This is a genomic window from Phycicoccus sp. 3266 (genome assembly GCF_031456495.1).
Lineage (GTDB): Bacteria > Actinomycetota > Actinomycetes > Actinomycetales > Dermatophilaceae > Pedococcus.
In genome coordinates this window covers 673,877-700,455 of sequence record NZ_JAVDUW010000002.1, presented here as the reverse complement: position 1 = coordinate 700,455, position 26,579 = coordinate 673,877, and the positions used below count along the sequence as shown (strand labels likewise).

Here is a 26,579-nt window from a genome sequence, read left to right as displayed (position 1 = left end):
CCGGCGGGGTGTCAACGTGCGAGACGACGCGTACCACCATGCGGACGTGTCGTCTCAGTCACAGGACGACACGCCCGCGCCCGGCGGCTCAGCCGCAGACGGCTCCCCCGCTGGCCGAGCCCACGAGCTTGCGGTACTTGGCCAGCACGCCACGGGTGTACTTCGGCTCCGGGTGGGTGACGCCCTCGGCGCGACGGCGGGCGAGCTCGTCCTCGTCGACGAGGAGGTCGAGCGTGGCGTTCGCGACGTCCAGCCGGATCCCGTCACCGTCGCGGACGAACGCGATGGGTCCCTCGTCGACCGCCTCGGGCGCGACGTGGCCGACGCACAGGCCGGTCGTCCCGCCGGAGAACCGCCCGTCGGTGAGGAGCAGCACGTCCTTGCCGAGCCCGGCGCCCTTGATCGCGCCGGTCACGGCGAGCATCTCCCGCATGCCGGGGCCGCCCTTGGGGCCCTCGTAGCGGATCACCACGACGTCCTTGGGCTTCAGCGAGCCCGACTCGACCGCGTCCATCGCGGCGCGCTCGCCGTCGAAGACGCGCGCGGTGCCCTCGAAGACCTCGTCGTCGAAGCCGGCCGTCTTGACGACCGCGCCCTCGGGCGCGAGCGACCCCGTGAGGATCGTGAGGCCACCGGTCTTGTGGATCGGCTGCGCCATGTCGCGGATGACGCGTCCGTCGATGTGCGGCGGGGCGAGGTCCTCGAGGTTCTCCGCCATGGTCCTGCCGGTGACCGTGAGGCAGTCGCCGTGGAGCAGGTCGGCGTCGAGCAGCGTCTTGAGCACCACCGGGATGCCGCCGATGTGGTCGATGTCCTTCATGACGAAGGAGCCGAACGGCTTCACGTCGGCCAGGTGCGGCACCTTGCGCCCGATGCGCTGGAAGTCGCCGATCGTCAGGTCGACCTCGGCCTCGTTCGCGATCGCGAGCAGGTGCAGGACCGCGTTGGTCGAGCCGCCGAAGGCCATGACGACCGCGATGGCGTTCTCGAACGCCTCCTTGGTCATGATGTCGCGCGCGGTGATGCCGCGGCGCAGCAGGTTGACGACGGCCTCGCCGGACTTGCGGGCGTACGCGTCGCGGCGCCGGTCCGTGGCGGGCGGCGCGGCCGAGCCGGGGAGGGACATGCCCATCGCCTCGCCGACCGTGGCCATGGTGTTGGCGGTGTACATGCCGCCGCAGGCGCCCTCGCCGGGACAGATCGCGCGCTCGATGGCGTCGACGTCCTCGCGCGACATCTTGCCGGCGGCGCATGCCCCGACCGCCTCGAACGCGTCGATGATCGTGACCTCCTTCTCGGTGCCGTCCGAGAGCTTGGCCACGCCGGGGAGGATCGACCCGGCATACAGGAACACCGATGCCAGGTCGAGCCGCGCGGCGGCCATGAGCATGCCGGGCAGCGACTTGTCGCAGCCGGCGAGCATGACCGAGCCGTCGAGCCGCTCGGCGTTCATGACGGTCTCGACCGAGTCGGCGATGATCTCGCGGCTGACGAGGGAGAAGTGCATGCCCTCGTGGCCCATCGAGATGCCGTCGGAGACGGAGATGGTGCCGAACTCCAGGGGGTACCCGCCGCCGGCGTGCACGCCGTCCTTGACCGCCTTGGCGAGCCGGTCGAGCGAGAGGTTGCAGGGGGTGATCTCGTTCCACGACGAGGCGACACCGATCTGCGGCTTGGCGAAGTCGTCGTCGCCCATGCCCACCGCCCTGAGCATCCCGCGCGCGGCCGTCTTCTCGAGGCCGTCGGTGACGTCGCGGCTGCGCGGCTTGATGTCGACGCCGTCGGGGATGCTGTGCTCGGGGGTCGTCATAGTCCGCAGTCTAGGACCGCAGTCCAGCACGTGGGACGCGAGTCTCACGCTGCAGACGACGGCGTCCGCTCACCCGCGTGCCGTGTGGCAGCGCTCGAGCCGCGCCGAGCCCGTATCCAGGCGCTCCCACGCCCCGGCGTAACGAAGCACCGCGACCGACGAGGTCGGGAAGCCCGCGGCCAGGCACTCGTGCGCCAGCACCGACCCGTCCCCCTCCGCGAGCGAGCTCGCCAACACCGCCATGCTCGGGTTGTGGCCGACGACGAGCACGACCTGCGCCTCGCCGCCGAGCTCGCGGACGGTCTGGAGCACCCCCTGCGTGCCACCCCCGTAGAGCGTCGAGTCGTACTGGACCGACTCGCCGCACGCGCCGCCGCTGACCGCCCACTCCCAGGTCTGCCGCGTGCGGGTCGCGGTGGAGCACAGCACCAGCTCGGCGCCGAGGCCCTGCTCGTGCAGCCACCGTCCGGCCGCTGCCGCGTCGCGCCGGCCGCGACCGGTCAGCTCGCGCTCGTGGTCGGGCTTGCCGAGGACCTGCTCGGCCTTGGCGTGCCGCAGGAGCAGGAGCACCTTGTCGTCGCCGGCACTGGTCATACCTCGAGGATGGCCCTCTTCCCCGCTCCCTGCCACCGCGCACCGGCCTCCCCGGCAACGCCCCACGGGGGTACCGGCAGCCGGCTCAGATGGCCAGCTCGGGCTTGACCCGCAGGGCCGTCCAGGAGCCCGCGCGGCGTGCGGCGACCGTGGACACGAGGAACCCGCCGACGAGGTATGCCGCGAAGACGCCGAGGTCGACCGCGAGGTGGTCGAGCGACCCGCCGTACATGAGCCGCCGGATGCCGTCGACCGCGTAGGACATGGGCAGCACGTGGTGCAGCGGGTGCAGCGGCCCCGGCAGCGTCTGCCACGGGAACGTGCCGCCGGCGCTCACGAGCTGGAGCACCATGAAGACCAGGCCGAGGAACTTGCCCGGCGCGCCCAACCGCGCGGCGAGCGCGTGGAGCACCATGACGAAGGTCAGCGACACCGCGGCCATGAAGGCGATCAGCAGCAGCGGGTGCTCGGCCCCGATGCCCACGCCCCGCACCACCACGGCATACACGAGCACCGACTGGACCGCGCCGAGGACCGCCGGCGCGAGCCACCCGCCGAGGGCCGTGCGCCAGCTCGGCTGGCCGGCCGCGAGGGCTCGGGCTGACAGCGGCTTGACGAGCAGGAAGAGCACGTAGCCGCCGATCCACAGCGCCAGGCTCAGGAAGAACGGGGCCAAGCCTGCTCCGTAGCTCGACGCGGACGCCAGCGAGCTGCCCTGCACCCCCACGGGGTTGCCCAGGGTCTGGGCGACGGCCTTGCGGGCCTCCGGGCTCGGGTCGGGGATCGACCGCAGGCCCTGCTTCAGCCCGTCGCGGAGCTTGGTGGCGCCCTGCTGGAGCCGGTCGAGTCCGCCCGCGAGGTCGCCGGCGCCGGAGTCGAGCTTCGTCGCGCCGTCGAGCGCGGCCCGTTGGCCGGTGGCCAGGTCCGACGCACCTGAGGCCAGCGCGCGGTTGCCGGCGGCGAGGTCGTCGGCCCCGGAGGCCAGGCGGGCGCTCCCGCTGTCGGCCTGGGCGATGCCCGCGTGGAGCGGTCCTGCCGCAGCGGCGAGCCGGTCGGCGCCCGCGGCCACCTGCGCCGCCCCGGCGGAGAGCTGGTCCAGCTGCGTCGAGGCGGTCTGCACCTGGCCGTTGGCGCTGGTGACCGGGCCGCTCAGCTGCTGCGCCGCGTCGAGGACCTGCTGCACCTGGGTGTCGGTGAACCCCGCGGCACGCAGCCGGTCGGCGAGGTCCCCCTGGTTCGTGGTCACGTCGGCGACGAAGGCGTTGGAGGCAGCGGCGACCTGTGCGCCCGCGGCCGCGACCCTGGCGTTGCCGTCGGCCACCTGGTGCGCGCCGTCCGCGAGGCGCCGCGTGTCGGCGGGGAGGGTCGCCGTGCGCTGGTCGAGCGTCTGCAGGCCCGAGTGCAGGTCGCCCGCGCCGGAGGCGAGCTGGTCGGCGCCCGACGCGGCCTTCGAGGCACCCTGCGCCAGCTGGTCGCTGCCGCTCACGAGCTTCTTCTCCCCCGCGACGAGCGAGTCGGCGCCGTCGGCCAGCCCGTGCGCCCCGGTGTCGGCCTGGGCGAGGCCGTCGGCGAGCGTGCCGGCGCCGTCGGCAGCGTCCTTGACCTTGCCGTGGATCGTCGTGAAGCCGGTGAGGAGCTGGTTGGCGGCCGTGGAGCTGACCTCGGAGGCCACCGACTTCGTCACCTGCGCGACCACCTGGCCCGCGATGGTGCGGGCGAGGTAGCCGTTGGCGTCGTTGGTCTCCAGGCGCAGCTCGGCCTGACGGGGCGTGAACTCCGCGCTCGAGGCCAGCGCGGCCGAGAAGTCGGCGGGGACCACCAGCGCGAAGTCGTAGCGGCCGTCGGACACGCCGTCGTGGGCCTGCTGCCGTCCGACGCGGTGCCAGTCGAAGCTGTGCGACCGCACGAGCTCGTCGGCGACCCGGTCGCCGACCGCGAGGCGCTCACCGTTGGCGAGGGTGGTGCCCGAGTCCTCGACAACCACGGCCGCGGGGACCTGGGCCAAGCCGCCGTAGGGGTCCTTGTTGGCGTAGAGGTAGAGGCCGCCGTAGAGGGTCGGGACCAGGAGCATGGCGACGAGGGCGGCGCGCGGCAGGCGGCCCGCGGTGAGCCGGCGCAGCTCGGTCAGGGCGAGGCGGACGGCGGTCATGCGACCACCTCCGCGACCCCGAGCTCGTGCCGGACCGGCTGGCCCAGGGCCCGGACAGTCGCGTGGTTGCACTGGACGACCACGGTGAGGCCCTCACCGGCATACCGGTGCGCGGCCCCCCACCACTCCTCGGGCCTGCCACCGAGGCGGTCGGGTGCGGTGACGACGAGCACCCGCGTGAGCGCGCGGCGTGCCGCGATGTCCATGAGCAGCCGGGTGCGCGCACCGGGCTCGAGCGCCTCGAACCGCTCCTTGGCCAGGTCCTGCACGCCGTGCGCAGCGAGCAGGGCCCGCGTGGCGGCACGGCTCGACGGCAGCCCGGCGAGGGCCAGCTGCTCGGCGACGGCGGCGCGCACCGTGACGGCGTCCTCGGGGGCGCTCACGTCGGGCACGTCGACGAGTGCGACGTGCCGGCGCAGGGCGGCGGGGTCGGGGTCGCCGTCGAGCGTGACCGCGCCGCCGGCAAGGCGGATGCGGCCCGCGAGGGCGAGCGCGAGGGCCACGTGGCCGGGGCCCGGGTCACCGGCCACCAGCTCGACGCGGCGGGGTGAGGCGTGCAGCGTCGTCGGCAGCAGCAGCGGGCCGTGCAGCCCGGCGACCTCGACGCGGTCGGCGAGGAGCTCCATGTGTGTCCTTCTCCGGCCGCCGGGGGCCCGGCACCCCTGGGGGAAGGGCCCGCACCGGCGGTCTCGAGTGCGATGGTGCTTTGGATACATATCCGTATCCGATACAGGAGTGTATCCTTATAGCATGGCCCCCGCCAACGCAGACCCGGGCAAGCCGCGCTCCCACCGCCGGCAGGCCACCCGCGACCGGCTCCTCGCCGCGGCCGCCGAGGTCTTCGCCGAGCGCGGATTCCACGGCGCGAGCGTCGAGGACATCTGCGAGCGCGCCGGCTTCACGCGGGGGGCGTTCTACTCGAACTTCACCGACAAGGACGAGCTCGTCACCGAGCTGTACGCCCAGCACTCGCGACGGCTGCGCACGGCCGTCACCGAGGTCGCGTCGCGCCCCGGGCTGACCCTGCCCGACCTGCTCGACGCCGTCGTCGACGTGTGGGCGGGCGACCCGGAGGAGCGCCGCCGCTGGCACCTGCTCACGACCGAGTTCGGCCTGCACGCACTGCGCGACGAGCAGGCCCGGCGCGCCTGGGCGGCGATCCAGGCCGACGTGCGGGCCGGCCTCGGCGAGGTCGTCGACGGCATCGTGCGCGACCACGGCCTGCACCCGACGGTGTCGACCGAGCGCTTCGTGCGGCTGGTGACGATGGTGCTGCAGGGCGGGCTGGCGCAGCACCTGCTCGAGCCGGAGCAGGTCGGGCCGGGCGAGCTCGAGCGCGAGTTCCTGCCCCTGGTGACCGCCGCGGCGACCGGTGGCCCGGTGGCCGCGGGAGGCGGGCGCACGGGCCGCTAGCCTTCGGCCATGGCGAAGGCACCCGCACTGCTCGACGTCGTCCCCCGACAGCCGGCCGACCGCGCCTGGCTCGACGAGGCCGTCCGCCGGATCCAGGCGGACGCCAACCGCAGCGCCGACACCCACCTCATCTCGGTGCCGGTCCCGGGCCTGCCCGGCATCGACCTCTACCTCAAGGACGAGTCGACCCACCCCACCGGCAGCCTCAAGCACCGCCTGGCCCGGTCGCTGTTCCTCTACGCCCTGTGCAACGGCGAGCTCCACCGCGGGACCACCGTCATCGAGGCGTCGAGCGGGTCGACCGCGGTGTCGGAGGCGTACTTCGCCCGCATGCTCGACCTGCCGTTCGTGGCGGTCATGGCCCGCACGACCAGCCCGGAGAAGATCGCCCTCATCGAGCGCGAGGGCGGCCGCTGCCACCTCGTCGACGACGCCGGCGAGGTGTACGACGTCGCCCGCCGGCTCGCGGACGAGCTCGGCGGCCACTACCTCGACCAGTTCACCTTCGCGGAGCGGGCCACCGACTGGCGCGGCAACAACAACATCGCCGAGTCGGTGTTCGAGCAGATGACCCGCGAGCGCCACCCGGTTCCGACGTGGGTCGTCGTGGGCGCGGGCACCGGCGGCACGAGCGCGACCATCGGCCGGTTCGTGCGCTACCGCAGCCTGGCCACGCGGGTGTGCGTCGTCGACCCGGAGAACTCCGCCTTCCTCCCGGCCTTCGCCGGCGACCACGAGGGGGTGGGGCGGGCGTGCGGGTCGCGCATCGAGGGCATCGGCCGGCCGCGGGTCGAGCCCAGCTTCGTGCCCGCCGTCGTCGACCGGATGATGCTCGTGCCCGACGTCGCCTCGGTGGCGGCGATGCGCTTCCTGGCCGAGCGCACCGGCCTGCGCGCGGGCTGCTCGACGGGCACCAACCTCTACGGCGCGCTGCGCCTCGCCTGCGAGATGGCCGAGCGGGGCGAGGAGGGCAGCATCGTGTCGCTGCTGTGCGACGGCGCCGACCGGTATGCCGGCACGTACCTGTGCGACGACTGGGTCGCCGAGCGCGGGTGGGACCTCGCCGGACCGACGGCCACCCTGCGTCGCGCCTGGGACGACGGCGTCTGGGACGAGGCCTGACGCTCGCCCGGTCAGCCGCCGGAGACGGCGTTGACGACGTGGACCGTCGCCGAGCCGCCCACGGGCGTGGCGACGCCCTCGAGCCGCTTGGCGTCCTCGCCGTCGACGAACACGTTGACGTGGCGGCGGATCTCGCCCCGCTCGTCGCGGACGCGCCGGCCGAGCACCGGCCACGGCTCGAACGCGCGGTCGAGCACCTCCGACAGTGCCGCGCCGTCCCCCACCTCGACGGGCAGCTCCGCCGCCCCGTCGGCCAGGTCCCGCAGCAGGCCCGGCAGCACCACGCGGACCGTCACGGCAGCGTGACCGCCCGGACCACGAGCACGTCCGGCAGCTGCGTCGCGATCCGCTCGAACGTCTCTCCCTCGTCCGTCGAGGCGTAGACCTCGCCATTGCGGGTACCGACGTACAGGCCCGGCTGGTCTGAGGTGTCGGTGCCGGCGGCGTCGCGCAGGACGTTGGTCCAGCTGTGCGGAAGCCCGGTCGTCAGCTCGCGCCAGGTGGCGCCGGCGTCGTCGGACCGCGCGACCTGCAGCTGCGCACCGGGCGGGATCCGCTCGCCGTCGGACGCGATCGGCACGAGCCAGACCGAGTCGCCGCGCGCCGGGTTGGCCACCGCCGTCATCCCGAAGTTGGTGGGCAGGCCCTCCTCGATCGAGGTCCAGGTGACGCCGTTGTCGTCGGAGCGGTAGACGCCCTTGTGGTTCTGCGCGTAGAGCCGGGTGGGGGTGGCGGAGTCGCGGGCGACCTTGTGCACGCACTGGCCGAACTCGGGCCACTCGTCGTGCGGCATGAAGTACGCGTGGATGCCGGTGTTGCCCGGGCTCCAGGACGCTCCGCCGTCGGTCGTGTTGTAGACGCCGCCGGTGCTCATGGCCACGAGCATCGAGTCGGGGTCGGCCGGGCTGGGCAGGACGGTGTGGATCGCCCCGCCGCCGAAGCCCTCCCCCCACTGCGGCCGGTGCGGGTGGTCCCACAGGCCGCGGTTGAGCTCGAACGTCTCACCCCGGTCCGCGCTGCGCCACAGGCCCTGCGGCTCGGTCCCGGCCCAGACCACGGCCGGGTCGTGCGGGTCGGCGACGAGCTGCCACGTCGCCTTGAGCGCGGTGTCGGTGTCGGCGGGGAACTGGATCGAGCCGTCGGGGTGCTCGACCCACGTCTGCCCCAGGTCGTCGGAGTGCTGCAGCGACGGCCCCCAGTGCGAGGAGCGGAAGCCCACGAGCAGCCGGGTCGGCTCCTGCCGGGTGTCGAAGAGGAGCGAGAGCACCTCGCTCATGAGGAAGTGCGGCCCCTCGAGCCGCCACTCCCGCCTGTCCTCGCTGTGTGCCAGCCACAGCCCCTTGCGCGTCCCGATCCCGACGATGGTCTCGCTCATGGAACCTCAGGATGCCACCGCCCACCGACGGCGTCATCGCCTTTTGGACGCAGGCCTGCGCAGGCGCTAGGGGTGCACGAGGTTGCGCAGCGGCCGCCCCGCGGCATACGCCCCCAGCTGCTCCTGGAGCAGCCGGGTGGCCCGCGGCGTGAACGCGCTCGAGGCGCCCCCGACGTGCGGGGTGACCAGCACCCCGGGCAGGTCCCACAGGGGGTGGTCCTCCGGCAGCGGTTCGGGGTCGGTGACGTCGAGGGCCGCGCGGATCCGACCGGCGCGGGCGTGCCGTACCAGGGCGTCGGTGTCGACCACCCCGCCCCTCGCGACGTTGACGAGCAGCGACCCGTCCGGCATCGCCGAGAGGAACGCGTCGTCGACGAGCCCGGCCGTGACCTCGCTCAGCGGGACGATGAGGATGACAACGTCGTGGTGCGGCAGCAGGTCGGGCAGCTCGTCGACGCCGTGCACCGAGGGCACGAGGTCGTCGCCCGCGCGCGCCCTCGACGCCACGGCCGTGACGGTGACCTCGAACGGCGTGAGGCGCGCGGCGATGGCGCGGCCGATCGAGCCGTACCCGACGACGAGCACGCGCTTGTCGGCCAGGGCCGGGTGCATGGTCGTGGGCAGCCAGCGGTGCTCGCGCTGCGCCACGACGAAGTCCGGGACGTCGCGCAGCGACGCCAGCGCCAAGGCCACCGCCAGCTCGGCCGTCGAGGCGTCGTGGACCCCGGCGGCGTTGGCGAGCCGGGCACCCGGGGGCAGCACGTCGGGCACGCCGTCGTACCCCGCCGTGAGCAGCTGCACGAGGTCGAGGTTGGGCAGGGTCGACAGCACGGGCAGGCGGGGGCCCGCCCCGAGGTACGGCGGCACCACGACGCGCACCTCCTCCGCGCGCGGGTGCGGCTCGGACATGTCCCACACGTCCAGCTCGAGCCCGGGCACGGGCCCCACCGCGTCGACCCACTCCTGCCCCGGCAGCGTCACGAGCACCATGGCCGCCACGCTAGCCCGGGGCCCGCGCGCCCGGTCGAGCGCGTCCACGTCACGCACAATGGGGTATGCCGCCGCACCCCACCGCCCGCGCCCCGAGGGCCCTCGCAGCGGGGTCCGCCGCCGTGGTGGCCCTGCTGGTCGCGACCGGCTGCAGCGGGTCCCCCACCTCCGAGGGGACGGTCACCGCACCCTCGCTCGCGACGACCCCTGCCCGGGACGGCTCGTCCGGCACCACCCCGTCGTCGAGCGGTACCCCGTCGTCGAGGGGCACCGGGGCGTCGGGCGCCGGCCCGTCGACGGGGACGTCGTCCTCGACCGGCGCCACCGCGCCGCGGCCGGCCGTCGTCACCGTGGCACAGGACCTCGACGTCCCCTGGTCGGTCGCGTTCCTGCCGGACGGCTCGGCGCTCGTCACCCTGCGTGACCGGGCGGAGCTGCTGCACGTCCGCGAGGAGTCGGCGCCGGTGGTCCTGGGCACCGTCCCCGGGGTCGCGCCCGCCGGCGAGGGCGGCCTGCTGGGCGTGGCGGTGTCGCCGACCTTCGCCCGCGACCACCGCGTCTTCGTCTACTACACCGGGGAGCGGGACAACCGGGTCGTGCGGCTGACGTTCGCCGACGGGAGGGCGACGTCCTTCACGCCCGTGCTCACCGGCATACCCAAGGCGGGGTTCCACAACGGCGGGCGCCTGGCGTTCGGGCCGGACGGGTACCTCTACGTCACGACCGGCGACGCGGGCAACCGGCCGGCGGCGCAGGACAAGGGCGCGCTCGGCGGCAAGATCCTGCGCGTCACCCAGGACGGTGCCGCCGCACCCGGCAACCCCTTCGGCACGCGGGTGTGGAGCTACGGGCACCGCAACGTCCAGGGCATCGCGTGGGCACCCGACGGCCGGATGTATGCCAGCGAGTTCGGCCAGGACACGTGGGACGAGCTCAACCTCGTCCAGCCCGGGCGCAACTACGGCTGGCCGGTCGTCGAGGGCAAGGCGGGTCGGGCCGGGTACACCGACCCGCTCGTGCAGTGGCCGACCTCCCAGGCCTCGCCGAGCGGCATCGCGGTCGCGGACGGTGCCGTCTGGATGGCGGCGCTGCGCGGTCGTTCGCTGTGGCGGGTCCCGTTGCAGGGCAACGGCGTCGGCCAGCCGCAGCGGCTGCTCGACGGCCGCTACGGGCGGCTGCGCGACGTGGTGTCGGCGGGGGACGGCCGGCTGTGGGTGGTCACGAGCAACACGTTCCGCGGCACCCCGGGCCCGCAGGACGACCGCATCCTCGACCTCGCCGTCTCCTCCCTGCGCTGAGCTCCCCTCCCCACGCAAAACGGCAGTTGCTGACGTGAAACGGGGGTTCAGAACCGCCGTTTCGTGCCAGCAACTGCCGTTTTGCGGGAGGCGCCGTGGAGCCGACCTGCGGGGACCGCGGAGGCCCGGTGGGCGTCAGGTGAGCTTGGCCAGGATGAGCTCGCGGGCCTTGCCGGCGTCGGCCTGGCCCTTCATCTCCTTCATGACCTGGCCGATGAGCGCGCCTGCGGCCTGCACCTTGCCGTCGCGGATCTTCTGCGCGACCTCGGGGTTGCCCTCGATGACCTTGTCGACCGCGGCCTCGAGCGCGCCGTCGTCCTGCACGAGCTCGAGCCCGCGCGCGTCGGCGACCTGGGTCGGCGTGCCCTCGCCGGCGACGACGCCGTCGAGGACCTGCCGGGCCATCGAGTCGTTGAGCCGGCCGTCGCGGACCAGCCCGTCGAGCTCGGCGATGTGCTCGGCCGTGACGCCGAGGTCGGCGACCGCGACACCGTCGGCGTTCGCGCGACGGGCGAGGTCACCGAGCCACCACTTCCGGGCCGCCGCCGGGCTCGCGCCGGCCGCGACGGTCTCCTCGATGAGCTCAACCGCGCCGGCGTTGACGACGTCGCGCATCTCGAGGTCGCTGTAGCCCCAGTCGGACTGCAGCCGCTTGCGGCGCTGTGCCGGCGGCTCGGGCAGCGTGGCACGCAGCTCCTCGACCGTCTCGCGGGTCGGCGCGACGGGCACGAGGTCGGGCTCCGGGAAGTACCGGTAGTCGTCGGCGTCGGACTTGGGGCGCCCCGACGTCGTGACGCCGGTGTCCTCGTGCCAGTGCCGGGTCTCCTGGAAGATCGAGCCGCCGCTGTCGAGGACCGCCGCGTGCCGCGAGATCTCGTACCGGACCGCGCGCTCCACCGAGCGCAGCGAGTTGACGTTCTTGGTCTCGGTGCGGGTGCCGAGCGGCACCGCGGCCTGCTCCTCGCTGGTCGGCTCACCGACCCGCGTGCGCAGCGAGACGTTGGCGTCGCAGCGCAGCGAGCCCTGCTCCATCTTCACGTCGGAGACGCCGAGCGCGCGCAGCAGGTCGCGCAGGGCGCCGACGTACGCGCGGGCCACCTCGGGCGCGCGCGAACCGGCACCGGTGATCGGCTTGGTGACGATCTCGATGAGCGGGATGCCGGCCCGGTTGTAGTCGACGAGGGAGTAGTCGGCGCCGTGGATGCGGCCGGTCGAGCCGCCGATGTGCAGCGACTTGCCGGTGTCCTCCTCCATGTGCGCACGCTCGATCTCGACCCGGAACACCTCGGTGCCGGAGCCGTGCTCGGCCGGGACCTCGACGTCGAGGTAGCCGTTGAACGCGATCGGCTCGTCGTACTGGCTCGTCTGGAAGTTCTTCGGCATGTCCGGGTAGAAGTAGTTCTTCCGGGCGAACCGGCACCACTGCGCGATCTCGCAGTTGAGCGCCAGGCCGATCCGGATCGCCGACTCGACGGCCTTCTCGTTCACGACCGGCAGCGCGCCGGGCAGGCCGAGGCAGACCGGGCAGACCTGGCTGTTCGGCTCCGCGCCGAAGCCGGTCGCGCAACCGCAGAACATCTTGGTCGCGGTGTTGAGCTCGACGTGGACCTCGAGGCCCATGACCGGGTCGTACCGGTCGATCGCCTCGTCGTAGTCGACGACCTCGTCGGTGACGGTGGTGGTCATCGCGGTCACGCTCCCTTCAGGGCGGTCAGGTCAGGGGCCTGGGCCAGCAGCGGCCTCCCCCAGCTCTGGACGAGCATCCGCTCCAGCGCCGCGCCGACGCCGTAGAGCCGCTCGTCCTGGGTGGCGGGCGCGAGGATCTGGATGCCGGTGGGCAGCCCGTCCTCGTCGGCCAGGCCGCTGGGCAGCGACATCCCGGGCACACCGGCGAGGTTCGCCGGGATCGTCGCGACGTCCTGCAGGTACATCGACATCGGGTCGTCGAGCTTGTCGCCGAGCTTGAACGCCGTCGTCGGCGACGTCGGGCTGACGAGCACGTCGACCTTGTCGAAGGCGGCGGCGAAGTCGTTGGAGATGAGCCGCCGGACCTTCTGCGCCTGGCCGTAGTACGCGTCGTAGTAGCCGCTGGACAGTGCGTACGTGCCCAGGATGATGCGTCGCTTGACCTCGTCGCCGAAGCCCGCGTCGCGCGTCGCGGCCATGACCTGCTCGGCGCTCGGTGCGTCGACGCCCTCGGGCAGGACCCGCAGGCCGTACCGCATGGCGTCGAACTTGGCGAGGTTCGAGGACGCCTCGCTGGGGAGGATCAGGTAGTACGCCGCGAGCGCGTAGTCGAAGCTCGGGCACGACACCTCGACGACCTCGGCGCCGGCACCCTCGAGCAGCGCCACCGCCTCGTCGAACCGGGCGCGCACGCCGGCCTGGTACCCCTCGCCGCCGAGCTCCTTGATGACGCCGACCCGCAGCCCGGCGACGTCGGCGCGACGGGCCGACTCGACCACGGGCGGGGCGGGCGCGGCGATCGACGTGGAGTCCATCGGGTCGTGGCCGCCGATGACCGAGTGCAGCAGCGCCGCGTCGAGCACGGTGCGGGTGCACGGACCGGCCTGGTCCAGGCTCGACGCGAGCGCGACGAGGCCGTAGCGGGAGACGCCGCCGTAGGTCGGCTTGACGCCGACGGTGCCCGTGACCGCGGCGGGCTGGCGGATCGAGCCGCCCGTGTCGGTGCCGATGGCCAGCGGTGCCTCGTATGCCGCGACGACGGCGGAGGAGCCGCCGCCCGACCCGCCGGGGATCCGGTCGAGGTCCCACGGGTTGTGGGTGGGCCCGTAGGCCGAGTGCTCCGTGGAGGAGCCCATGGCGAACTCGTCCATGTTGGTCTTGCCGAGGATCGGCAGCCCGGCGGCGCGCAGCCTGGCGACGACGGTGGCGTCGTACGGCGGCACCCAGCCCTCGAGGATGCGCGAGCCGCACGTGGTCGGCATACCGCGCGTGGCCATCACGTCCTTGACGGCGATGGGCACGCCCGCGAGGACGTGGAGGTCCTCGTCGCCGGCGGCGCGGCGGTCGTCGACCTCGCGCGCGCTGGCGAGCGCACCCTCGGCGTCGACGTGGAGGAAGGCGTGCACGGCGCCGTCGACGGCGGCGATGCGGTCGAGCTGGGCCTGGACGAGCTCGACGGAGCTGATCTCCTTGCGGGCGAGGCCGTCGGCGAGCTCCGCGGCGGAGGCGCGGGTGAGGTCGGTGGTCACAGGTGTCCTTGGGTCCGTCGGGTCAGTCTTCGTCGAGGATGCGCGGCACCGCGAAGCGCTGCTGCTCCTGCGCGGGCGCGCCCGAGAGGGCCGCCTCGGCGCCGAGGGAGGGGCGCACCTCGTCCGGGCGGGTCACGTTGGTGATGGGCATGGGGTGCGACATCGGCTCGATGTCCTGCGCCGCCACCTCCTGGACCTTCGCCACGGACTCGAGGATGACGCCGAGCTCCCCGACCATGCGGTCGAGCTCGGCATCGGACAGGTCGATGCGGGCGAGGCCGGCGAGGTGCGCGACGTCGTCCCGGGACAGTGCGGACATGCCCGCCAGTCTAGGGGCGGTGCCGTGCGGCACGGCACCGCGCCCGGCACCGCCTCCGGGGCCGTCCGGCGGGTCACCGGGCGCCCACCCCGGGACCTCCGGGAGTGACGCATCGCTCATGTCGCCGCGCTCGCGCCCGGCCTAGGGTTGGGCCCCATGAGCGACCTGCCCACCGAGCTGTTCACCGCCATCGACCACGTCGGCGTCGCGGTCCGCGACCTGGACGAGGCCATCGCCTTCTACCGCGACACCTTCGGCATGGAGCTGGCGCACGAGGAGGAGAACGAGGAGCAGGGGGTGCGCGAGGCCATGATGGCCGTCGGCGGCAGCGGGTCGCACGTGCAGCTGCTCGCCCCGCTGACCCCTGAGTCGACCATCGCGAAGTTCCTCGACAAGTCCGGGCCCGGGGTGCAGCAGGTGGCGTACCGCGTCGAGGACGTCGATGCGGTCAGCCGGGTCCTGCGCGACCGCGGGCTGCGGCTGCTCTACGACGAGCCCCGCCGGGGCACGTCCAACTCCCGGGTCAACTTCATCCACCCCAAGGACGCCGGCGGCGTGCTGGTCGAGCTGGTCCAGCCCGCGCACGAGACGCACTGACGCAGCCCAGCCCCGGCAGCTGCCCGTCGCCCCGAGGCATCCGACCGTCGGTCGCTGCCTCATCGTCCGAACGGCCCGAATCCGCCCGAACCGGACTCGTCCGGGCGCAAACGCAGTGACACTTGCGGGGACCGTGCGCACCCCGGCGCACCGACCCCGTGGACTGCCCCATGCTCCGACGCCTGCTCGTCCCCGCTCTCGCCGCCCTGGTCGGCGCGGTCGCGGTCGCACCCGCCGCGCTCGCCGCTCCCCCGACGCCCGGTCCCATCAGCGCCGTCAGCGCGGCGCCCGGCCCCGGCGCCGGGCAGGTCACCTTCCGGTGGACCGCGACGGGCAGCAACACGACGAGCTTCACCATCGAGACGGGGCTGACGACCTTCAGCACGACCGACCCGTCGCTTCCCGACCACGGCCGCTCCGCCAAGACCTTCACCGTCTCCGGCACCCGCCGTTCGGTGACGCTGACGGCCTCCCAGCTCGCCTCCGCCGGCGCCTCGCTCGGCTCGGCGAACCACCTCTTCTACCGGTTCCGCGCGGTCAACCACACCTCGGCGGGCACGACGACCCGCGCCTGGCCCTACCTGCAGAGCGTCGGCGTCCGCCCCGTCTCCAGCGGCACCGGCGGCACCGTGCTGCGCGTCGCCAGCTTCAACGTCCACACCGCGACCCCGGTCGCCGGCTTCCCCTCGTGGCAGAGCCGGGTCGGCAAGGTCGCCGACACCATCCTGTCGCGCAACCCCGGCGTCGTCGGCCTGCAGGAGCTCGGCATCACACCGGCCAACGGCTCGACCACCCCGAGCCTGACCGCGCAGACGCAGGCCCAGAGCCTCGTCGCCACGCTGGCCGCCAAGGGGGCAGGCCGCTACAAGCTCGTGCGCACCAACCGCTACGTCGCGCCCGGCACCGCCTCGGCCATCCAGGGCGCCCGCATCCTCTACGACTCCAGCCGCTACCGCCTGGTGAGCTCGTGCCCCGACACCACGAACGGCGCCATCTGGTCCTCCTCGTGCATCGTCCCGCTGCGGCTGCGCTCCGGGGACAGCGAGTGGGTCCGCCGCCACGCGGCATACGCCACGCTCCAGGAGGTCGCGACGGGCCGCCGCTTCCTCGTCGTCTCCGCCCACCTCGACCAGCGGCACTCGAGCACCGCGACCACGGACACGGCGTACGAGACGCTGCGCGCCGGCCAGGTGGCCGACGTCCTCGCCCGGGTGGCCGCGGTCAACACCGCCGGCCTGCCCGTCGTCCTCGCCGGGGACCTCAACACCTACCAGCAGAACGTCGGCGGCTACCTGGCCCACGACGCGCTGGTGCGGGCCGGCTACTACGACACGGCGGCGGCGGTGACGCAGGTGAACCTGCGCTACTCGACGATGAACCACATGGCGTGCACGGTCACGATCCCCCGGGTCGGGTCGTTCGCCGGCTGGGGCTCGCGCCTCGACGTCGTGATGGTCAAGGGTGCGCGGGGCGTCGTCCGCTGGGAGGACGTCGTCGTGCCCAGCCAGTGCGCGCGGGCGTCCGACCACAACATGGTCGTCGCAGACATCCGGCTCCCGTAGGGCCGTCCGGCTCCCTTGGCGGCCTGCCGGGACCTCCGACCCTGACGGCGCCGCGCCGGCGCCCGACAGGCTGGTCGTCCCTGCACGAGCGTCCCGGGAGGCCCCATGTCCAGCCCACAGGTCGCACCCTCCGTGGGAGCGGGCGAGGTCCTCACCGCCGTGACGGCCAGCGCGGCCCGGACCGCCCACCTCCTGGCGACCCGCCGGCTCCGCCAGCCGGACGACCTCGTCGGCACGCGGCTGCCGTTCCGGGACGGCACGCGGTCGATGATCTTCCGCACGACCGAGCGCGACCCGCGGGTCGGGACGGAGCCGTCAGTGCTGCAGGTGCAGTTCCGGCTGCGCTGGATCGGCGAGCGTCCGTCGCTGCACCGGGTCTTCGTGACGACCTGCATCGTGAACACGCCGCTGTTCGCCGGGTTCCCCGGCTTCGTGCGCAAGCTGTGGATGGTCGACCCCCGGACCTTCGTGTACCGCGGCCTCTACGACTGGGACGGCGCGGACCGGGCGCGGTGGTATGCCGACCGGCTCTGGCGCGTGCTCGCCCTCGTCGCCGTGCCCGGCTCGATCGACTACGTGGTGCTGCCCGGGCTGGGCGTCGACGACGTCCTGCGTGACGGCAGCCGGCTGCAGCGGCAGGCACCCGGTGCGCAGGACGACGCCGAGGCCCTGTGGTGGGAGCTGGCCGGGTAGGGCGGTGGCAGTGACACGGCCCGGGTCGGGCGAACCGGATGTCCTCGTGGTGGGCGCGGGACCCACCGGGCTGGCGCTCGCGCTGCAGGCGGCGGCGCACGGCGCCCGGGTCGAGGTGGTCGACCGTCGCGACGGCACGCCGCGGCCGTCGCGCGCCCTGGTCGTGCAGCCGAGGACCCTCGAGGTGCTGGCCCCGCTCGGCGCCACCGGGCGCCTGCTCGAGGTCGGCAGCTCGCACGTGGGCGCGGTGCTGCACGCGCGGGGGCGGGAGGTCCGGGTGGACCTCGGCGACCTGCCGCTGCCCGACACCGCCCACCCGTCGCTGCTCCTCGTGTCGCAGGCCGTCGTGGAGGCGACGCTGCTCGGCCTGCTCGACGAGCGCGGCGTCGCCGTCCGGTGGGGTGCGGAGGTGGACGACGTCCGGGTCGGCGACGGCGACCTGCGGGGCCGGACCGTCGTGCGCGGCCGCGACGGCGCCCTCCTCGGCGCGGCACGGTTCGTGGTCGGCTGCGACGGTGCGGCGAGCCGGGTCCGTGCCGCTGCGGGGATCGCCTTCCCCGGCCGCGCCTACCGCCACCCCGTCGTCATCGCCGACGTCGACGTCGCGCAGCCCGCGGGTCTGTCGGGCGCCCACGTGTTCGCCGCCCGCGACGGCATCCTCTTCCTCTTCCCATTGGGCGAGCGGGCGCCCTGGCGGCTGGTCGTCGCCGGCACCGCCGCCGGGCTGCGTGCCGAGCTCGCCGGCCTCGTGCGCTCCATGACCGACGGAGCCGTCACGCTGGGCGACGTCGCGTGGGCCGAGCAGGTGCCGCTGCGCCACCACCTGGCGCGGGCCTACCGCCGCGGGTCGGTGCTGCTCGCCGGCGACGCCGCGCACGTGCACAGCCCGGCAGGCGCGCAGGGGATGAACACCGGGCTGCAGGACGCGTGCAGCCTCGGCTGGCGGCTGGCGCTGGCCGCGACCTCCCCGCCCGGGGTGAGCACCCTGCTCGACGGCTACGAGCGGGAACGCCGTCCGGTCGCGCGGCTCGGCATCGCCTGGACCTCGCTCGCCTGGTGGGGTGAGTCGTCCGCCGATCCGGCGGCCCGGGCCCTGCGGCGGCTGGTGGTGCCCGCGGTCGCGCCCACCGTCGCCCGCCACCTCGGCGCCGTCGCACCGGGCGTGCGGCTCGTGACCGGGCTGGCGCTGAGCCACCACCGTCCCGTCCTGCCCCTCACGCTCCGGGGATCGCGGCGGCAGGGCGGACGGGTGCTCGTCGGGGACCGCCTCCCCGACCTCCGGCTCCCGCCCGGCTCGCAGGACCGGCGGCACCCGCCCGACCGGCCCGGTCCACAGCACCGGCTCCACGAGCTGCTCGACGGGCCCGGCCACCACCTGCTGCTGCTCGGCGAGGGTGCGGCCGCACCACCGCCAGCGGGCCTGCCCGAGCAGTGGGTCCACGAGGTCCGGCTGGCCGCGGCGCGAGGGGGTGAGGACCTTGCCCGCCGGCTCGGAACCGCCTGTCCCGCTTGGTGCCTCGTCCGGCCCGACCGGTACGTCGCAGCGGTCGGTGACGGGTGAGCCACGTCACCGCGTGACCGGAGTCTCACTCCCTGCCGGATCGGCATACGCACCAGTAGTTTCGCTGCAACCGTGCAGCCTGACGCCGAGGAGAAGTTCCATGCAGGAGATCCGCGACGCCATCCTCTCCGGGGACCGCGCCGAGTCCACGTACGCCGGCCTGGCCATCCCTGAGTCCTACCGCGCCGTGACGGTGCACAAGGACGAGGTGGGCCTGTTCGAGGGCATGGCCACCAAGGAGAAGGACCCCCGCAAGTCGTTGCACCTCGACGAGGTGCCCGTGCCCGAGCTCGCCCCCGGCGAGGCCCTCGTCGCCGTCATGGCCAGTGCCATCAACTACAACACCGTCTGGACCTCGATCTTCGAGCCGGTGTCGACCTTCGGGTTCCTCGAGCGCTACGGCCGCACGTCGGAGTACGCCAAGCGCCACGACCTGCCGTACCACGTCGTCGGCTCCGACCTCGCCGGCGTCGTGCTGCGCACGGCCCCCGGCGTCACCAAGTGGAAGCCGGGCCAGGAGGTCGTTGCCCACTGCCTGTCGGTCGAGCTCGAGGACGCCGACGGCCACAACGACACGATGCTCGACCCGCAGCAGCGGATCTGGGGCTTCGAGACCAACTTCGGCGGCCTCGCCGAGCTCGCGATCGTGAAGTCCAACCAGCTCATGCCCAAGCCCGCCCACCTGTCGTGGGAGGAGGCGGCGTCCCCCGGCCTGGTGAACTCCACGGCATACCGCCAGCTGGTCTCCAAGAACGGCGCCCAGATGAAGCTCGGCGACCGCGTCCTCATCTGGGGCGCCTCCGGCGGCCTCGGCTCCTACGCGACCCAGATGGCGCTGGCCGGCGGCGCGACGCCGGTCTGCGTCGTGTCCTCGCCGGAGAAGGCGCAGATCTGCCGCGACATGGGCGCCGAGCTCATCATCGACCGCAGCGCCGAGGGCTACCGGTTCTGGAACGACGACAACACCGCCCAGAACCCCAAGGAGTGGCAGCGGCTCGGCAAGAAGATCCGCGAGCTCACCGGGGGCTACGACGTCGACATCGTCTTCGAGCACCCGGGCCGCGAGACCTTCGGCGCGAGCGTCTACGTGGCGCGCAAGGGCGGCACGATCGTGACCTGTGCGTCGACGTCGGGCTACCTGCACGAGTACGACAACCGCTACCTGTGGATGAACCTCAAGCGGATCGTAAGCAGCCACTTCGCCAACTACCGCGAGGCGTGGGAGGCCAACGAGCTCATCAGCCGCGGCCTCATCCAGCCCACCCTGTCCAAGACGTACGCCATGGACGAGGTCGGCCAGGCGGCGCTCGACGTCCACCGCAACGCCCACCAGGGCAAGGTCGGCGTCCTCACCCTCTCCCCCGAGGAGGGGCTCGGCGTCACCGACACCGAGAAGCGCGAGGCCCTGTTGCCGCAGATCAACCGCTTCCGGAACACCTGACCGGCGGCTCCGTGGCGGACCCGGCCGACCGCCTCACCGTGCCCTAGGCTCGGCGCCATGTCAGTGCTGGACCGGTGGAGGGAGTTCCGGCGCAGCCAGCGTGCGGCGCTGGAGGCGAGCTACCACTCGCACGTCGAGGAGAGCACCCCGGTCCCGGCCGACCTGCTGACCGACGTGCTCCCCGGCCTCCGGCAGCAGCTGGAGGCCGAGGAGGGCGGCGGCCGGGACTCCGACGTGCCGGGCAACGGCGCGGTCCTCGAGGGGGCCGGCCCGTCCGGCGACGACCTCCCCTCGCCGAACCAGCGCTACGGGCGCGCCGGCCGGCCGCTCAACCGCCAGTCGCCGTTCTACATGGGGTTCGTCGGCGCCATCGGCGTGCTGACCGCGCTGCTGCTCTGGCACACGCTGGGCCGGCTCACCACGGTCCTGACGATCCTGGTCATCTCGTTCTTCCTCACGCTCACCCTCAACCCCGTCGTCGAGACGCTCACGCGGCGCGGGGTGAAGCGGGGCGGGGCCGTCGCCCTGGTGTTCGCCGGCCTCGTGCTCGTGTTCGCCCTTCTGGGCGTCGTCGTCGTGCCGCCGGTCATCACCCAGGGCGGCCAGCTCGTCCAGCAGGCGCCGGACTGGCTCGACCAGATCCTCAAGAGCCGCTGGGTGCAGGACCTCGACAAGCACTACGACCTCGTCGACAAGATCCGCAGCGAGTTCAACAAGAAGATCACCGACAGCGGCTTCCTCAGCTCGGTCTTCGGTGGGGTGCTCGGGGTGGGGGCCGCCGTCGTCACCGGCATCTTCCAGGCCTTCACGGTCCTGGTGCTGACGCTGTTCCTGCTCGCCTCGCTCCCCCGGGTCAAGCACGCGGCCTACGCCGTCGTGCCGGCCTCGCGCCGCGCCCGGGTGATGTCGCTGTCCGAGGAGATCATGCGGCGCACCGGCTCCTACGCCATCGGGCAGATCGCCGTGGCGACCGTGAACGCCGCGTGCTCCTGGATCATGATGACCATCGTCGGGATCCCGTATGCCGCGGTGCTGGCCGTGTCGGTCGGCTTCCTCGGCCTGGTCCCCATGGTGGGGGCGACCCTCGGCGCCTCCGTGGTCTGCCTGGTCGCCGTCTTCGACGAGCCGCGCAAGATGTTCATCGCGCTCGCGTACTACGTCATCTACCAGCAGATCGAGAACTACGTGGTGGCGCCGCGGATCATGCAGCGCACCGTGTCGGTGCCCGGTGCCGTGACGGTGGTCGCGGCCCTCGCGGGCGGCACGCTGCTCGGCGTGCTCGGCGCCCTGCTCGCGATCCCCGTCGCCGCCGGGCTGCTGCTGCTCTACGAAGAGGTCCTCCTCCCCCGCCAGCGCCGCCACTGAACCTCACGGGCCCGGACGCTCGTCTGCGCACAGATGTCCGCACCAGTGGGCAGGGAGCCGATCAGCGCGCAGTGGTACGCGGGGTCTGTGAGCAGACGTCCGGGATCAGGCCGGGCGGGCAGGACGTCGGTGGGCCCGGTGGCCGGTCAGCTCGTGCCAGCGGACGCGGTGGCCCGTGATGACCAGCGCGCGGCGGTAGACGGCCGCTCCGACAGCGACGAGCAGCACCGCCGTCGCCGCGGTCAGCGCCATGGCCGTGACCAGCTCCCAGACGGGCACCTCGCCGCTGGACCAGCGCACCGGCAACGCCAGCGGCGCGCTCAGCGGGAAGAGCGAGATCGCCGTGCTCCAGCCGCTCGTCGGCTGGCCGGTGACCACGATGATGCTGAGCAGGTAGACGAGGACCAGCACCGTCGTCACCGGAGCGACGGCCGCGCTCGCCTCGGTCACCTTGTCGACGAGCGCAGCCGCGGCGGCGAACAGGAAGGCGTAGACGGCGAACCCGAGGGCGAACCACACCAGCGCCAGGGCGAGGTCGCCACTGGCGACGGCTGGCAGCCCCACGTACCCAAGGCGGACCGCGACCGCGAGCGGGACGGCGAGCACGAGCACCTGGGCCAGCGTCGCCGCGCCGACCGCCGACACCGTGCCGACCAGCACCTGGCTGGGGCGCAGGACCGCCAGCAGCACCTCGGAGACGCGCGTCGACTTCTCGACCGCCACGGCGGAGGCGATCGCACCGCCCGCGAAGGTGATCGCGAGGTACAGCGCGATGCCGACGCCGTACCCGACGGCCGCGCGCTCGCCGCTGTCGGTGCGACCCACCGTCACCTGCAGGGGCGGGCGCACCGCGGCGACCGAGGCGATCTGCGCCGGGGTCAGCCCTGCGGCCCGCAGCCGGGCCGTGGTCTCGACCGACACCACGGCCTGGCCCACGAGCGCCGAGAAGGTCTGGTCCACGCCAGTCCCGGTGAACAGGGTGCCGTCCGCGAGCCCCGCCGTCGCGGCGCCGTCGCGCACCGCGGTGCGGACGTCGGCGGCGCTGCCGCGCGCGGCATACTCCACCGAGAAGCCCTGCCGGGCTGCGGACGCGGCGAGGGCGTCGCGCAACGGCGCCGGGGCCGCACCGACCGTCGCGAGGGTGTAGCTCGTGGGGCGGTCGAGGACGAGGTGCGGGACGAGCACAGCGGCGGCCGAGGCCAGCAGGAGCACGGCCGTGATGAGCCGGTAGGCCCGCGAGCGCACCGTCTCCAGCAGGCTGCGCTCGGCCACGAGGGCCGTGCCGCGCCACCAGGTCACCGGCCCACCCCCTCCAGCGCCCGCTCGCCACCCACTGCTGCCAGAAAGAGCTCGGACAGGGTGGGCAGCTCCAGCCCGAAGTCGAGGACCGCCCCGCGCGACCGCGCCGCGTCGAGCAGCCGCAGGGGGTCGACGCCCGTCGGCACCGTGAGGCGCAGGTCGTCGGCCTCGTCGCTGACCACCCGCACGCCGTCGAACGCGCGCAGCCACTCCCGGTCCGCCGACTCGAGCCGCAGCCGCAGCCGGCTCTGTCCCGAGGCTGCGCGCAGGTGCGACACCGACCCGGCCAGGACGGTGCGCCCGTGGTCCACCATGACGATGTCCTCGCAGAGGTCCTGCACGAGGTCGAGCTGGTGGCTGGAGAACAGCACCAGGCACCCGTCCGCCGCACGCCGCCGCAGGAGCGCGGACAGCTGGTCGACCGCCACCGGGTCCAGGCCCGCGAACGGCTCGTCGAGCACGATGACCTCGGGCAGGTGCGCGAGCGCGGTCGCGAGCTGCAGCCGCTGCTGCATGCCGCCGGACAGCCGGTCGGTGCGCTCGTCCCAGCGGTCCCCCAGCTCCAGCTCCCCCAGCAGGTCGCGGGCGCGCTGCGTCGCCTCGGCCCGCGAGAGCCCGTGCAGCCGGGCGAAGTGAACCACCTGCGGGCCGGCCGGCATCGCCGGGTAGAGCCCGCGCTCCTGAGGCATGTAGCCCCAGCCGCCCCGGTCGTGGACGTCCTCGAGGCGTCGCCCGTCCAGCCACACCTGGCCGCCGTCCGGGACGAGCACGCCCAGCAGGATCCGCATGAGGGTCGTCTTGCCCGCGCCGTTCGGGCCGAGCAGCCCGGTCAGGCGTCCCGCGGGCACCTCGCAGCTGACGCCGTCGAGCGCCACCCGCTCACCGAAGGCGTGCACCACCCGGTCGACCTGCAACCCGTCCGACACCCGTCCACCGTCACGCGGACAAGTCACCTGCCACAGGGGCGAACGTCCCACCCGGTGTGAGTCCCGGACGTCTGCGCGCAGACCTGGGTCCCACAGCGCAGGGAGCGGATCCGAGCGCAGTGACACGCCGGTCTGTGCGCAGACCAGCGATCAGGCTCGGGGCCGGGCGTCAGCGGTAGGAGCCGGTGGCGTGCCGCCGGCCACGGGCCTCCCAGCACGTGGTGTGCCAGTGCCGCCGGTCGTCCAGGCCGCCGAGGCCGTCGGCCGGCCAGGCGACGACGTGCGGCGTGCCGGTCGGGATCGTCTGCTGGCACCCCGGACAGAGGTACGCACGCGTCGACCCCTCGCCCGAGACACGGCGCACGAACCACTCGCCCCCGGCATACGACTCGCGGCGCGGGGCACCCCCGACGGCCCGCTGCAGGTTCAGCGGGACGTCGTCGCGGCGACGGCGGTTGGCTCGGGGCACGGTGGCAATTGTCCCAGAGCCGGCCGCGGGAGACGTCGTAGGCGTCGCTCGTGTACCCCGGGCGACAGGGTGTGCCGGGATCAGGCGTAGGTGCGGAAGCCGCGGCCGGTCTTGCGGCCGAGGTAGCCGGCGGTGACGAGGTGCTCCAGCAGCGGGGCCGGCGCGAAGCCGGGCTCGCGGAACTCGAGGTAGAGCTCGCGCTGGATCGCCAGGGACACGTCGAGCCCGACGACGTCGAGCAGCTCGAACGGGCCCATCGGCAGGCCACAGCCGGTCTTCATCGCGGTGTCGATGTCGTCGGCGCTGGCGTAGTTGGCCGACAGCATCTTCACGGCGTCGTTGAGGTACGGGAAGAGCAGCGCGTTGACGATGAAGCCCGAGCGGTCGCCGCAGGAGACGGCGTGCTTCCCGATCTTGGCGCAGAGGTCCTGCACCGTGGCGACGACGTCGGCGTCGGTCGAGACGGTGTGCACGACCTCGACGAGCTTCATCACCTGGGCGGGGTTGAAGAAGTGCATGCCGATGACGTCCTGCGGCCGCTTGGTGGCCGCGGCGAGCTCGACGACCGGGAGGCTCGAGGTGGTCGTCGCGAGGATGGCGCCCGGCCGGGCGATCTCGTCGAGGTTCTCGAACAGCGCCTGCTTGACGGCGAGGTCCTCCACGACCGCCTCGACCACGAGGTCGACTCCGGCGAGCGCGTCGAGCGAGGTCGACCCGGTGAGGCGGCCGAGCGCCTCGTCACGGGCGGACTCCTCGAGCTTGCCGCGCTGGACGGCCTTCTCCAGCGAGCGCGTGACGCCGGCGGTGACGGCGTCGACCTTGGCCTGGCTGCGGGTCACGTAGGTGACGTCGTAGCCCGCCTTCGCGAACACCTCGACGATGCCCGTGGCCATCGTCCCGGACCCGACGACGCCGACCTTGGTGACGGGGCGCAGGGTGGCCCCCGACTCGCCGGCGGGGCGGGGCGTCAGGGCGTCGTCCACGACCGCGGACGAGCCGGGCTCGGCATACGTGTAGAAGCCACGGCCGCTCTTGCGGCCCTTGAGGCCGGCGCTGACCATCTGCTTGATGATCGGGCTCGGGGCGTGCAGGCGGTCGCGGCCCTGCTTGTACATCGTGTCGAGGATCTCGTAGGCCGTGTCGAGGCCGATGAGGTCCATGAGGGCGAGCGGGCCCATCGGGTAGCCGCAGCCGAGGCGCATGGCCGCATCGATGTCCTCGCGGCTGGCGTAGCGCGACTCGTACATCGAGACGGCGTGGTTGAGGTAGCCGAACAGCAGCGCGTTGGCGATGAACCCGGCCTTGTCGCCCACGACGACCGGCTGCTTGCCGAGCCGCTGGGCGAGCGCCTTGACGTCCTCGAAGACCTCGTCCTCGGTGACGACCGTGCGGATGACCTCGACGAACTGCAGCACCGGCGCCGGGTTGAAGAAGTGCATGCCGACGACGCGCTTGGGGTTGCTCGTGGCGACGGCGATCTCGGTGACCGACAGGCTGGAGGTGTTGGTCGCGAGGACGGCGTCCGGGCCGACGATGGCGTCGAGCTTGCCGAACACCTCCTTCTTGAGGTCGAGGTGCTCCGGCACGGCCTCGACGACGAGCTCGCAGTCGGCGAGGTCGTCCATGCTCGAGGTGAAGTGCACGCGCGAGTGGAGCGCGGCCTGGTCCTCGGTCGAGAGCTTGCCGCGGCTGACGGCCCGGCCGGTCGAGTGCTCGAGGACGCCGCGACCCTTCTCGACGGCCGCGTCGTCGACCTCCACCGCGACGACGTCGATGCCGTTGCGCGCGAACACCTCGACGATGCCGGCACCCATGGTGCCGAGACCGATCACTCCGACCTTCGTGAACTTCCGAGCCATGCCGGGGAGTCTCCCAGACGCCGGACGTGCCCGGGACCCCCGGGCGGCGTGACGGTCGACACCCGCCTCGTCACCACTCGTGGCCGGCGCCGATCAGGGCTGACTCCATGTGGAACCGCTGCTCCCGGGACAGGCCGCGGATGGCCGGTGGGACGGGGATGTCGACTGCACGGCAGTAGTCGCGCAGGGCGTGGTCGTAGGCGAGCCGGGCGGCCATGAGACGCTCGGCCTTGTTGGGCAGGTCGGACGACTCGACGTACCGGATGTGGGTGGCGAGGCGGCCCAGCTCGAGGGCCAGCAGGACCGGCGGGATGGGTTCCGGGCGGGGTCGGCGCGCGGCGACGAACGCCTCGGCCCGGTCCACCACCGGGCGGAGGACGCGGGGCGGCCGCCCGGTCGTCACCCACCGCATACCGGCCGCGAGCGAGGCGAAGACCAGGGCGAGCCCGGCGACGTTGCCGACGACACTGCGCATCCTGCTCACCTCTGTGGTTCGAGTGTGCGATACCTGTGGCCGGCACG

General features: G+C 73.5%; 25 protein-coding genes. 9 read left to right on the top strand and 16 right to left on the bottom strand.

What is annotated here, in order from left to right; genetic code table 11:
• Positions 1 to 88: 88 nt before the first annotated feature.
• The 4 genes from ilvD to J2X64_RS13140 form a co-directional block, all read right to left on the bottom strand.
• Positions 89 to 1,810: a dihydroxy-acid dehydratase gene (gene ilvD / locus J2X64_RS13155; protein ID WP_310155139.1), complete on the bottom strand. Its 1,722-nt coding sequence runs from the start codon at positions 1,808 to 1,810 to the stop codon at positions 89 to 91.
• Positions 1,811 to 1,879: 69 nt separating this feature from the next.
• Positions 1,880 to 2,404 carry a histidine phosphatase family protein gene (locus J2X64_RS13150; protein ID WP_310155137.1) on the bottom strand — a complete coding sequence of 175 codons (525 nt, stop codon included), beginning with the start codon at positions 2,402 to 2,404 and terminating at the stop codon, positions 1,880 to 1,882.
• A gap of 85 nt (positions 2,405 to 2,489) precedes the next feature.
• Positions 2,490 to 4,553 (bottom strand): YhgE/Pip domain-containing protein, encoded by a 2,064-nt coding sequence (locus J2X64_RS13145; protein ID WP_310155133.1) that lies wholly within the window; start codon positions 4,551 to 4,553, stop codon positions 2,490 to 2,492.
• Positions 4,550 to 5,179 carry a hypothetical protein gene (locus J2X64_RS13140; RefSeq protein WP_310155130.1) on the bottom strand — a complete coding sequence of 210 codons (630 nt, stop codon included), beginning with the start codon at positions 5,177 to 5,179 and terminating at the stop codon, positions 4,550 to 4,552. Before J2X64_RS13140 ends, J2X64_RS13145 begins: the two co-directional genes overlap by 4 nt.
• Before the next feature lie 124 nt (positions 5,180 to 5,303).
• Between J2X64_RS13140 and J2X64_RS13135 the strand changes: the two genes are divergently transcribed.
• Both J2X64_RS13135 and J2X64_RS13130 read left to right on the top strand, forming a co-directional pair.
• Entirely contained in the window at positions 5,304 to 5,966 is a 663-nt protein-coding gene (locus J2X64_RS13135) for a TetR/AcrR family transcriptional regulator (protein ID WP_310155129.1), read from the top strand.
• Between the two features lie 9 nt (positions 5,967 to 5,975).
• Positions 5,976 to 7,088, top strand: coding sequence for a PLP-dependent cysteine synthase family protein (locus J2X64_RS13130; RefSeq protein ID WP_310155127.1), 1,113 nt, complete (start codon positions 5,976 to 5,978; stop codon positions 7,086 to 7,088).
• A gap of 11 nt (positions 7,089 to 7,099) precedes the next feature.
• Here the strand turns inward: J2X64_RS13130 and J2X64_RS13125 are convergent, their stop codons facing one another.
• The 4 genes from J2X64_RS13125 to J2X64_RS13110 all read right to left on the bottom strand — a co-directional run bounded on the left by J2X64_RS13125 (position 7,100) and on the right by J2X64_RS13110 (position 9,802).
• Positions 7,100 to 7,384, bottom strand: coding sequence for a MoaD/ThiS family protein (locus tag J2X64_RS13125; protein ID WP_310155125.1), 285 nt, complete (start codon positions 7,382 to 7,384; stop codon positions 7,100 to 7,102).
• A complete protein-coding gene (locus tag J2X64_RS13120; RefSeq protein WP_310155123.1) occupies positions 7,381 to 8,463 on the bottom strand; it encodes a sialidase family protein in 1,083 nt (360 codons plus the stop codon). Before J2X64_RS13120 ends, J2X64_RS13125 begins: the two co-directional genes overlap by 4 nt.
• A gap of 66 nt (positions 8,464 to 8,529) precedes the next feature.
• A complete protein-coding gene (locus J2X64_RS13115) occupies positions 8,530 to 9,453 on the bottom strand; it encodes a 2-hydroxyacid dehydrogenase (RefSeq protein WP_310155120.1) in 924 nt (307 codons plus the stop codon).
• 49 nt (positions 9,454 to 9,502) lie between these two features.
• Complete coding sequence (locus J2X64_RS13110; RefSeq protein ID WP_310155115.1) at positions 9,503 to 9,802, bottom strand: hypothetical protein; 300 nt, start codon at positions 9,800 to 9,802, stop codon at positions 9,503 to 9,505.
• A gap of 1 nt (position 9,803) precedes the next feature.
• On the opposite strand from J2X64_RS13110, the gene J2X64_RS13105 reads away from it, so the two are divergent.
• Complete coding sequence (locus J2X64_RS13105) at positions 9,804 to 10,751, top strand: PQQ-dependent sugar dehydrogenase (RefSeq protein ID WP_310155111.1); 948 nt, start codon at positions 9,804 to 9,806, stop codon at positions 10,749 to 10,751.
• Between the two features lie 135 nt (positions 10,752 to 10,886).
• Here J2X64_RS13105 and gatB read toward each other — a convergent pair whose 3' ends face one another.
• The 3 genes from gatB to gatC are packed head-to-tail and all read right to left on the bottom strand — an operon-like array spanning position 10,887 to position 14,285.
• A complete protein-coding gene (gene gatB / locus J2X64_RS13100) occupies positions 10,887 to 12,437 on the bottom strand; it encodes an Asp-tRNA(Asn)/Glu-tRNA(Gln) amidotransferase subunit GatB (protein WP_310155108.1) in 1,551 nt (516 codons plus the stop codon).
• 5 nt (positions 12,438 to 12,442) lie between these two features.
• Positions 12,443 to 13,966, bottom strand: coding sequence for an Asp-tRNA(Asn)/Glu-tRNA(Gln) amidotransferase subunit GatA (gene gatA, locus J2X64_RS13095; RefSeq protein WP_310155105.1), 1,524 nt, complete (start codon positions 13,964 to 13,966; stop codon positions 12,443 to 12,445).
• A 22-nt stretch (positions 13,967 to 13,988) separates the two neighbouring features.
• A complete protein-coding gene (gatC, locus tag J2X64_RS13090) occupies positions 13,989 to 14,285 on the bottom strand; it encodes an Asp-tRNA(Asn)/Glu-tRNA(Gln) amidotransferase subunit GatC (protein ID WP_310155103.1) in 297 nt (98 codons plus the stop codon).
• A gap of 156 nt (positions 14,286 to 14,441) precedes the next feature.
• On the opposite strand from gatC, the gene mce reads away from it, so the two are divergent.
• From mce to J2X64_RS13060, 6 genes are all read left to right on the top strand, one after another.
• Positions 14,442 to 14,882, top strand: coding sequence for a methylmalonyl-CoA epimerase (mce, locus tag J2X64_RS13085; protein WP_310155100.1), 441 nt, complete (start codon positions 14,442 to 14,444; stop codon positions 14,880 to 14,882).
• A 170-nt stretch (positions 14,883 to 15,052) separates the two neighbouring features.
• Positions 15,053 to 16,444: an endonuclease/exonuclease/phosphatase family protein gene (locus J2X64_RS13080; RefSeq protein ID WP_310155097.1), complete on the top strand. Its 1,392-nt coding sequence runs from the start codon at positions 15,053 to 15,055 to the stop codon at positions 16,442 to 16,444.
• Positions 16,445 to 16,549: 105 nt separating this feature from the next.
• Positions 16,550 to 17,137 carry a hypothetical protein gene (locus tag J2X64_RS13075; RefSeq protein ID WP_310155094.1) on the top strand — a complete coding sequence of 196 codons (588 nt, stop codon included), beginning with the start codon at positions 16,550 to 16,552 and terminating at the stop codon, positions 17,135 to 17,137.
• Between the two features lie 10 nt (positions 17,138 to 17,147).
• Positions 17,148 to 18,698, top strand: a complete 1,551-nt coding sequence (locus J2X64_RS13070; RefSeq protein WP_310155091.1) for an FAD-dependent monooxygenase — start codon at positions 17,148 to 17,150, stop codon at positions 18,696 to 18,698.
• A gap of 100 nt (positions 18,699 to 18,798) precedes the next feature.
• Positions 18,799 to 20,139, top strand: a complete 1,341-nt coding sequence (gene ccrA / locus J2X64_RS13065; RefSeq protein ID WP_310155089.1) for a crotonyl-CoA carboxylase/reductase — start codon at positions 18,799 to 18,801, stop codon at positions 20,137 to 20,139.
• 57 nt (positions 20,140 to 20,196) lie between these two features.
• Positions 20,197 to 21,504: an AI-2E family transporter gene (locus J2X64_RS13060; RefSeq protein WP_310155086.1), complete on the top strand. Its 1,308-nt coding sequence runs from the start codon at positions 20,197 to 20,199 to the stop codon at positions 21,502 to 21,504.
• A gap of 105 nt (positions 21,505 to 21,609) precedes the next feature.
• On the opposite strand, the gene J2X64_RS13055 is transcribed toward J2X64_RS13060, so the two are convergent.
• The 5 genes from J2X64_RS13055 to J2X64_RS13035 form a co-directional block, all read right to left on the bottom strand.
• On the bottom strand, positions 21,610 to 22,803 hold the full coding sequence (locus tag J2X64_RS13055) for an ABC transporter permease (protein WP_310155083.1): 1,194 nt from the start codon (positions 22,801 to 22,803) through the stop codon (positions 21,610 to 21,612).
• Positions 22,800 to 23,729 carry an ATP-binding cassette domain-containing protein gene (locus J2X64_RS13050; protein WP_310155081.1) on the bottom strand — a complete coding sequence of 310 codons (930 nt, stop codon included), beginning with the start codon at positions 23,727 to 23,729 and terminating at the stop codon, positions 22,800 to 22,802. Before J2X64_RS13050 ends, J2X64_RS13055 begins: the two co-directional genes overlap by 4 nt.
• Before the next feature lie 169 nt (positions 23,730 to 23,898).
• A complete protein-coding gene (locus J2X64_RS13045) occupies positions 23,899 to 24,198 on the bottom strand; it encodes a hypothetical protein (RefSeq protein ID WP_310155079.1) in 300 nt (99 codons plus the stop codon).
• A gap of 80 nt (positions 24,199 to 24,278) precedes the next feature.
• Positions 24,279 to 26,057, bottom strand: a complete 1,779-nt coding sequence (locus J2X64_RS13040) for a 3-hydroxybutyryl-CoA dehydrogenase (RefSeq protein ID WP_310155076.1) — start codon at positions 26,055 to 26,057, stop codon at positions 24,279 to 24,281.
• 70 nt (positions 26,058 to 26,127) lie between these two features.
• Positions 26,128 to 26,532 (bottom strand): hypothetical protein, encoded by a 405-nt coding sequence (locus J2X64_RS13035; protein ID WP_310155073.1) that lies wholly within the window; start codon positions 26,530 to 26,532, stop codon positions 26,128 to 26,130.
• Between the last annotated feature and the right edge of the window lie 47 nt (positions 26,533 to 26,579).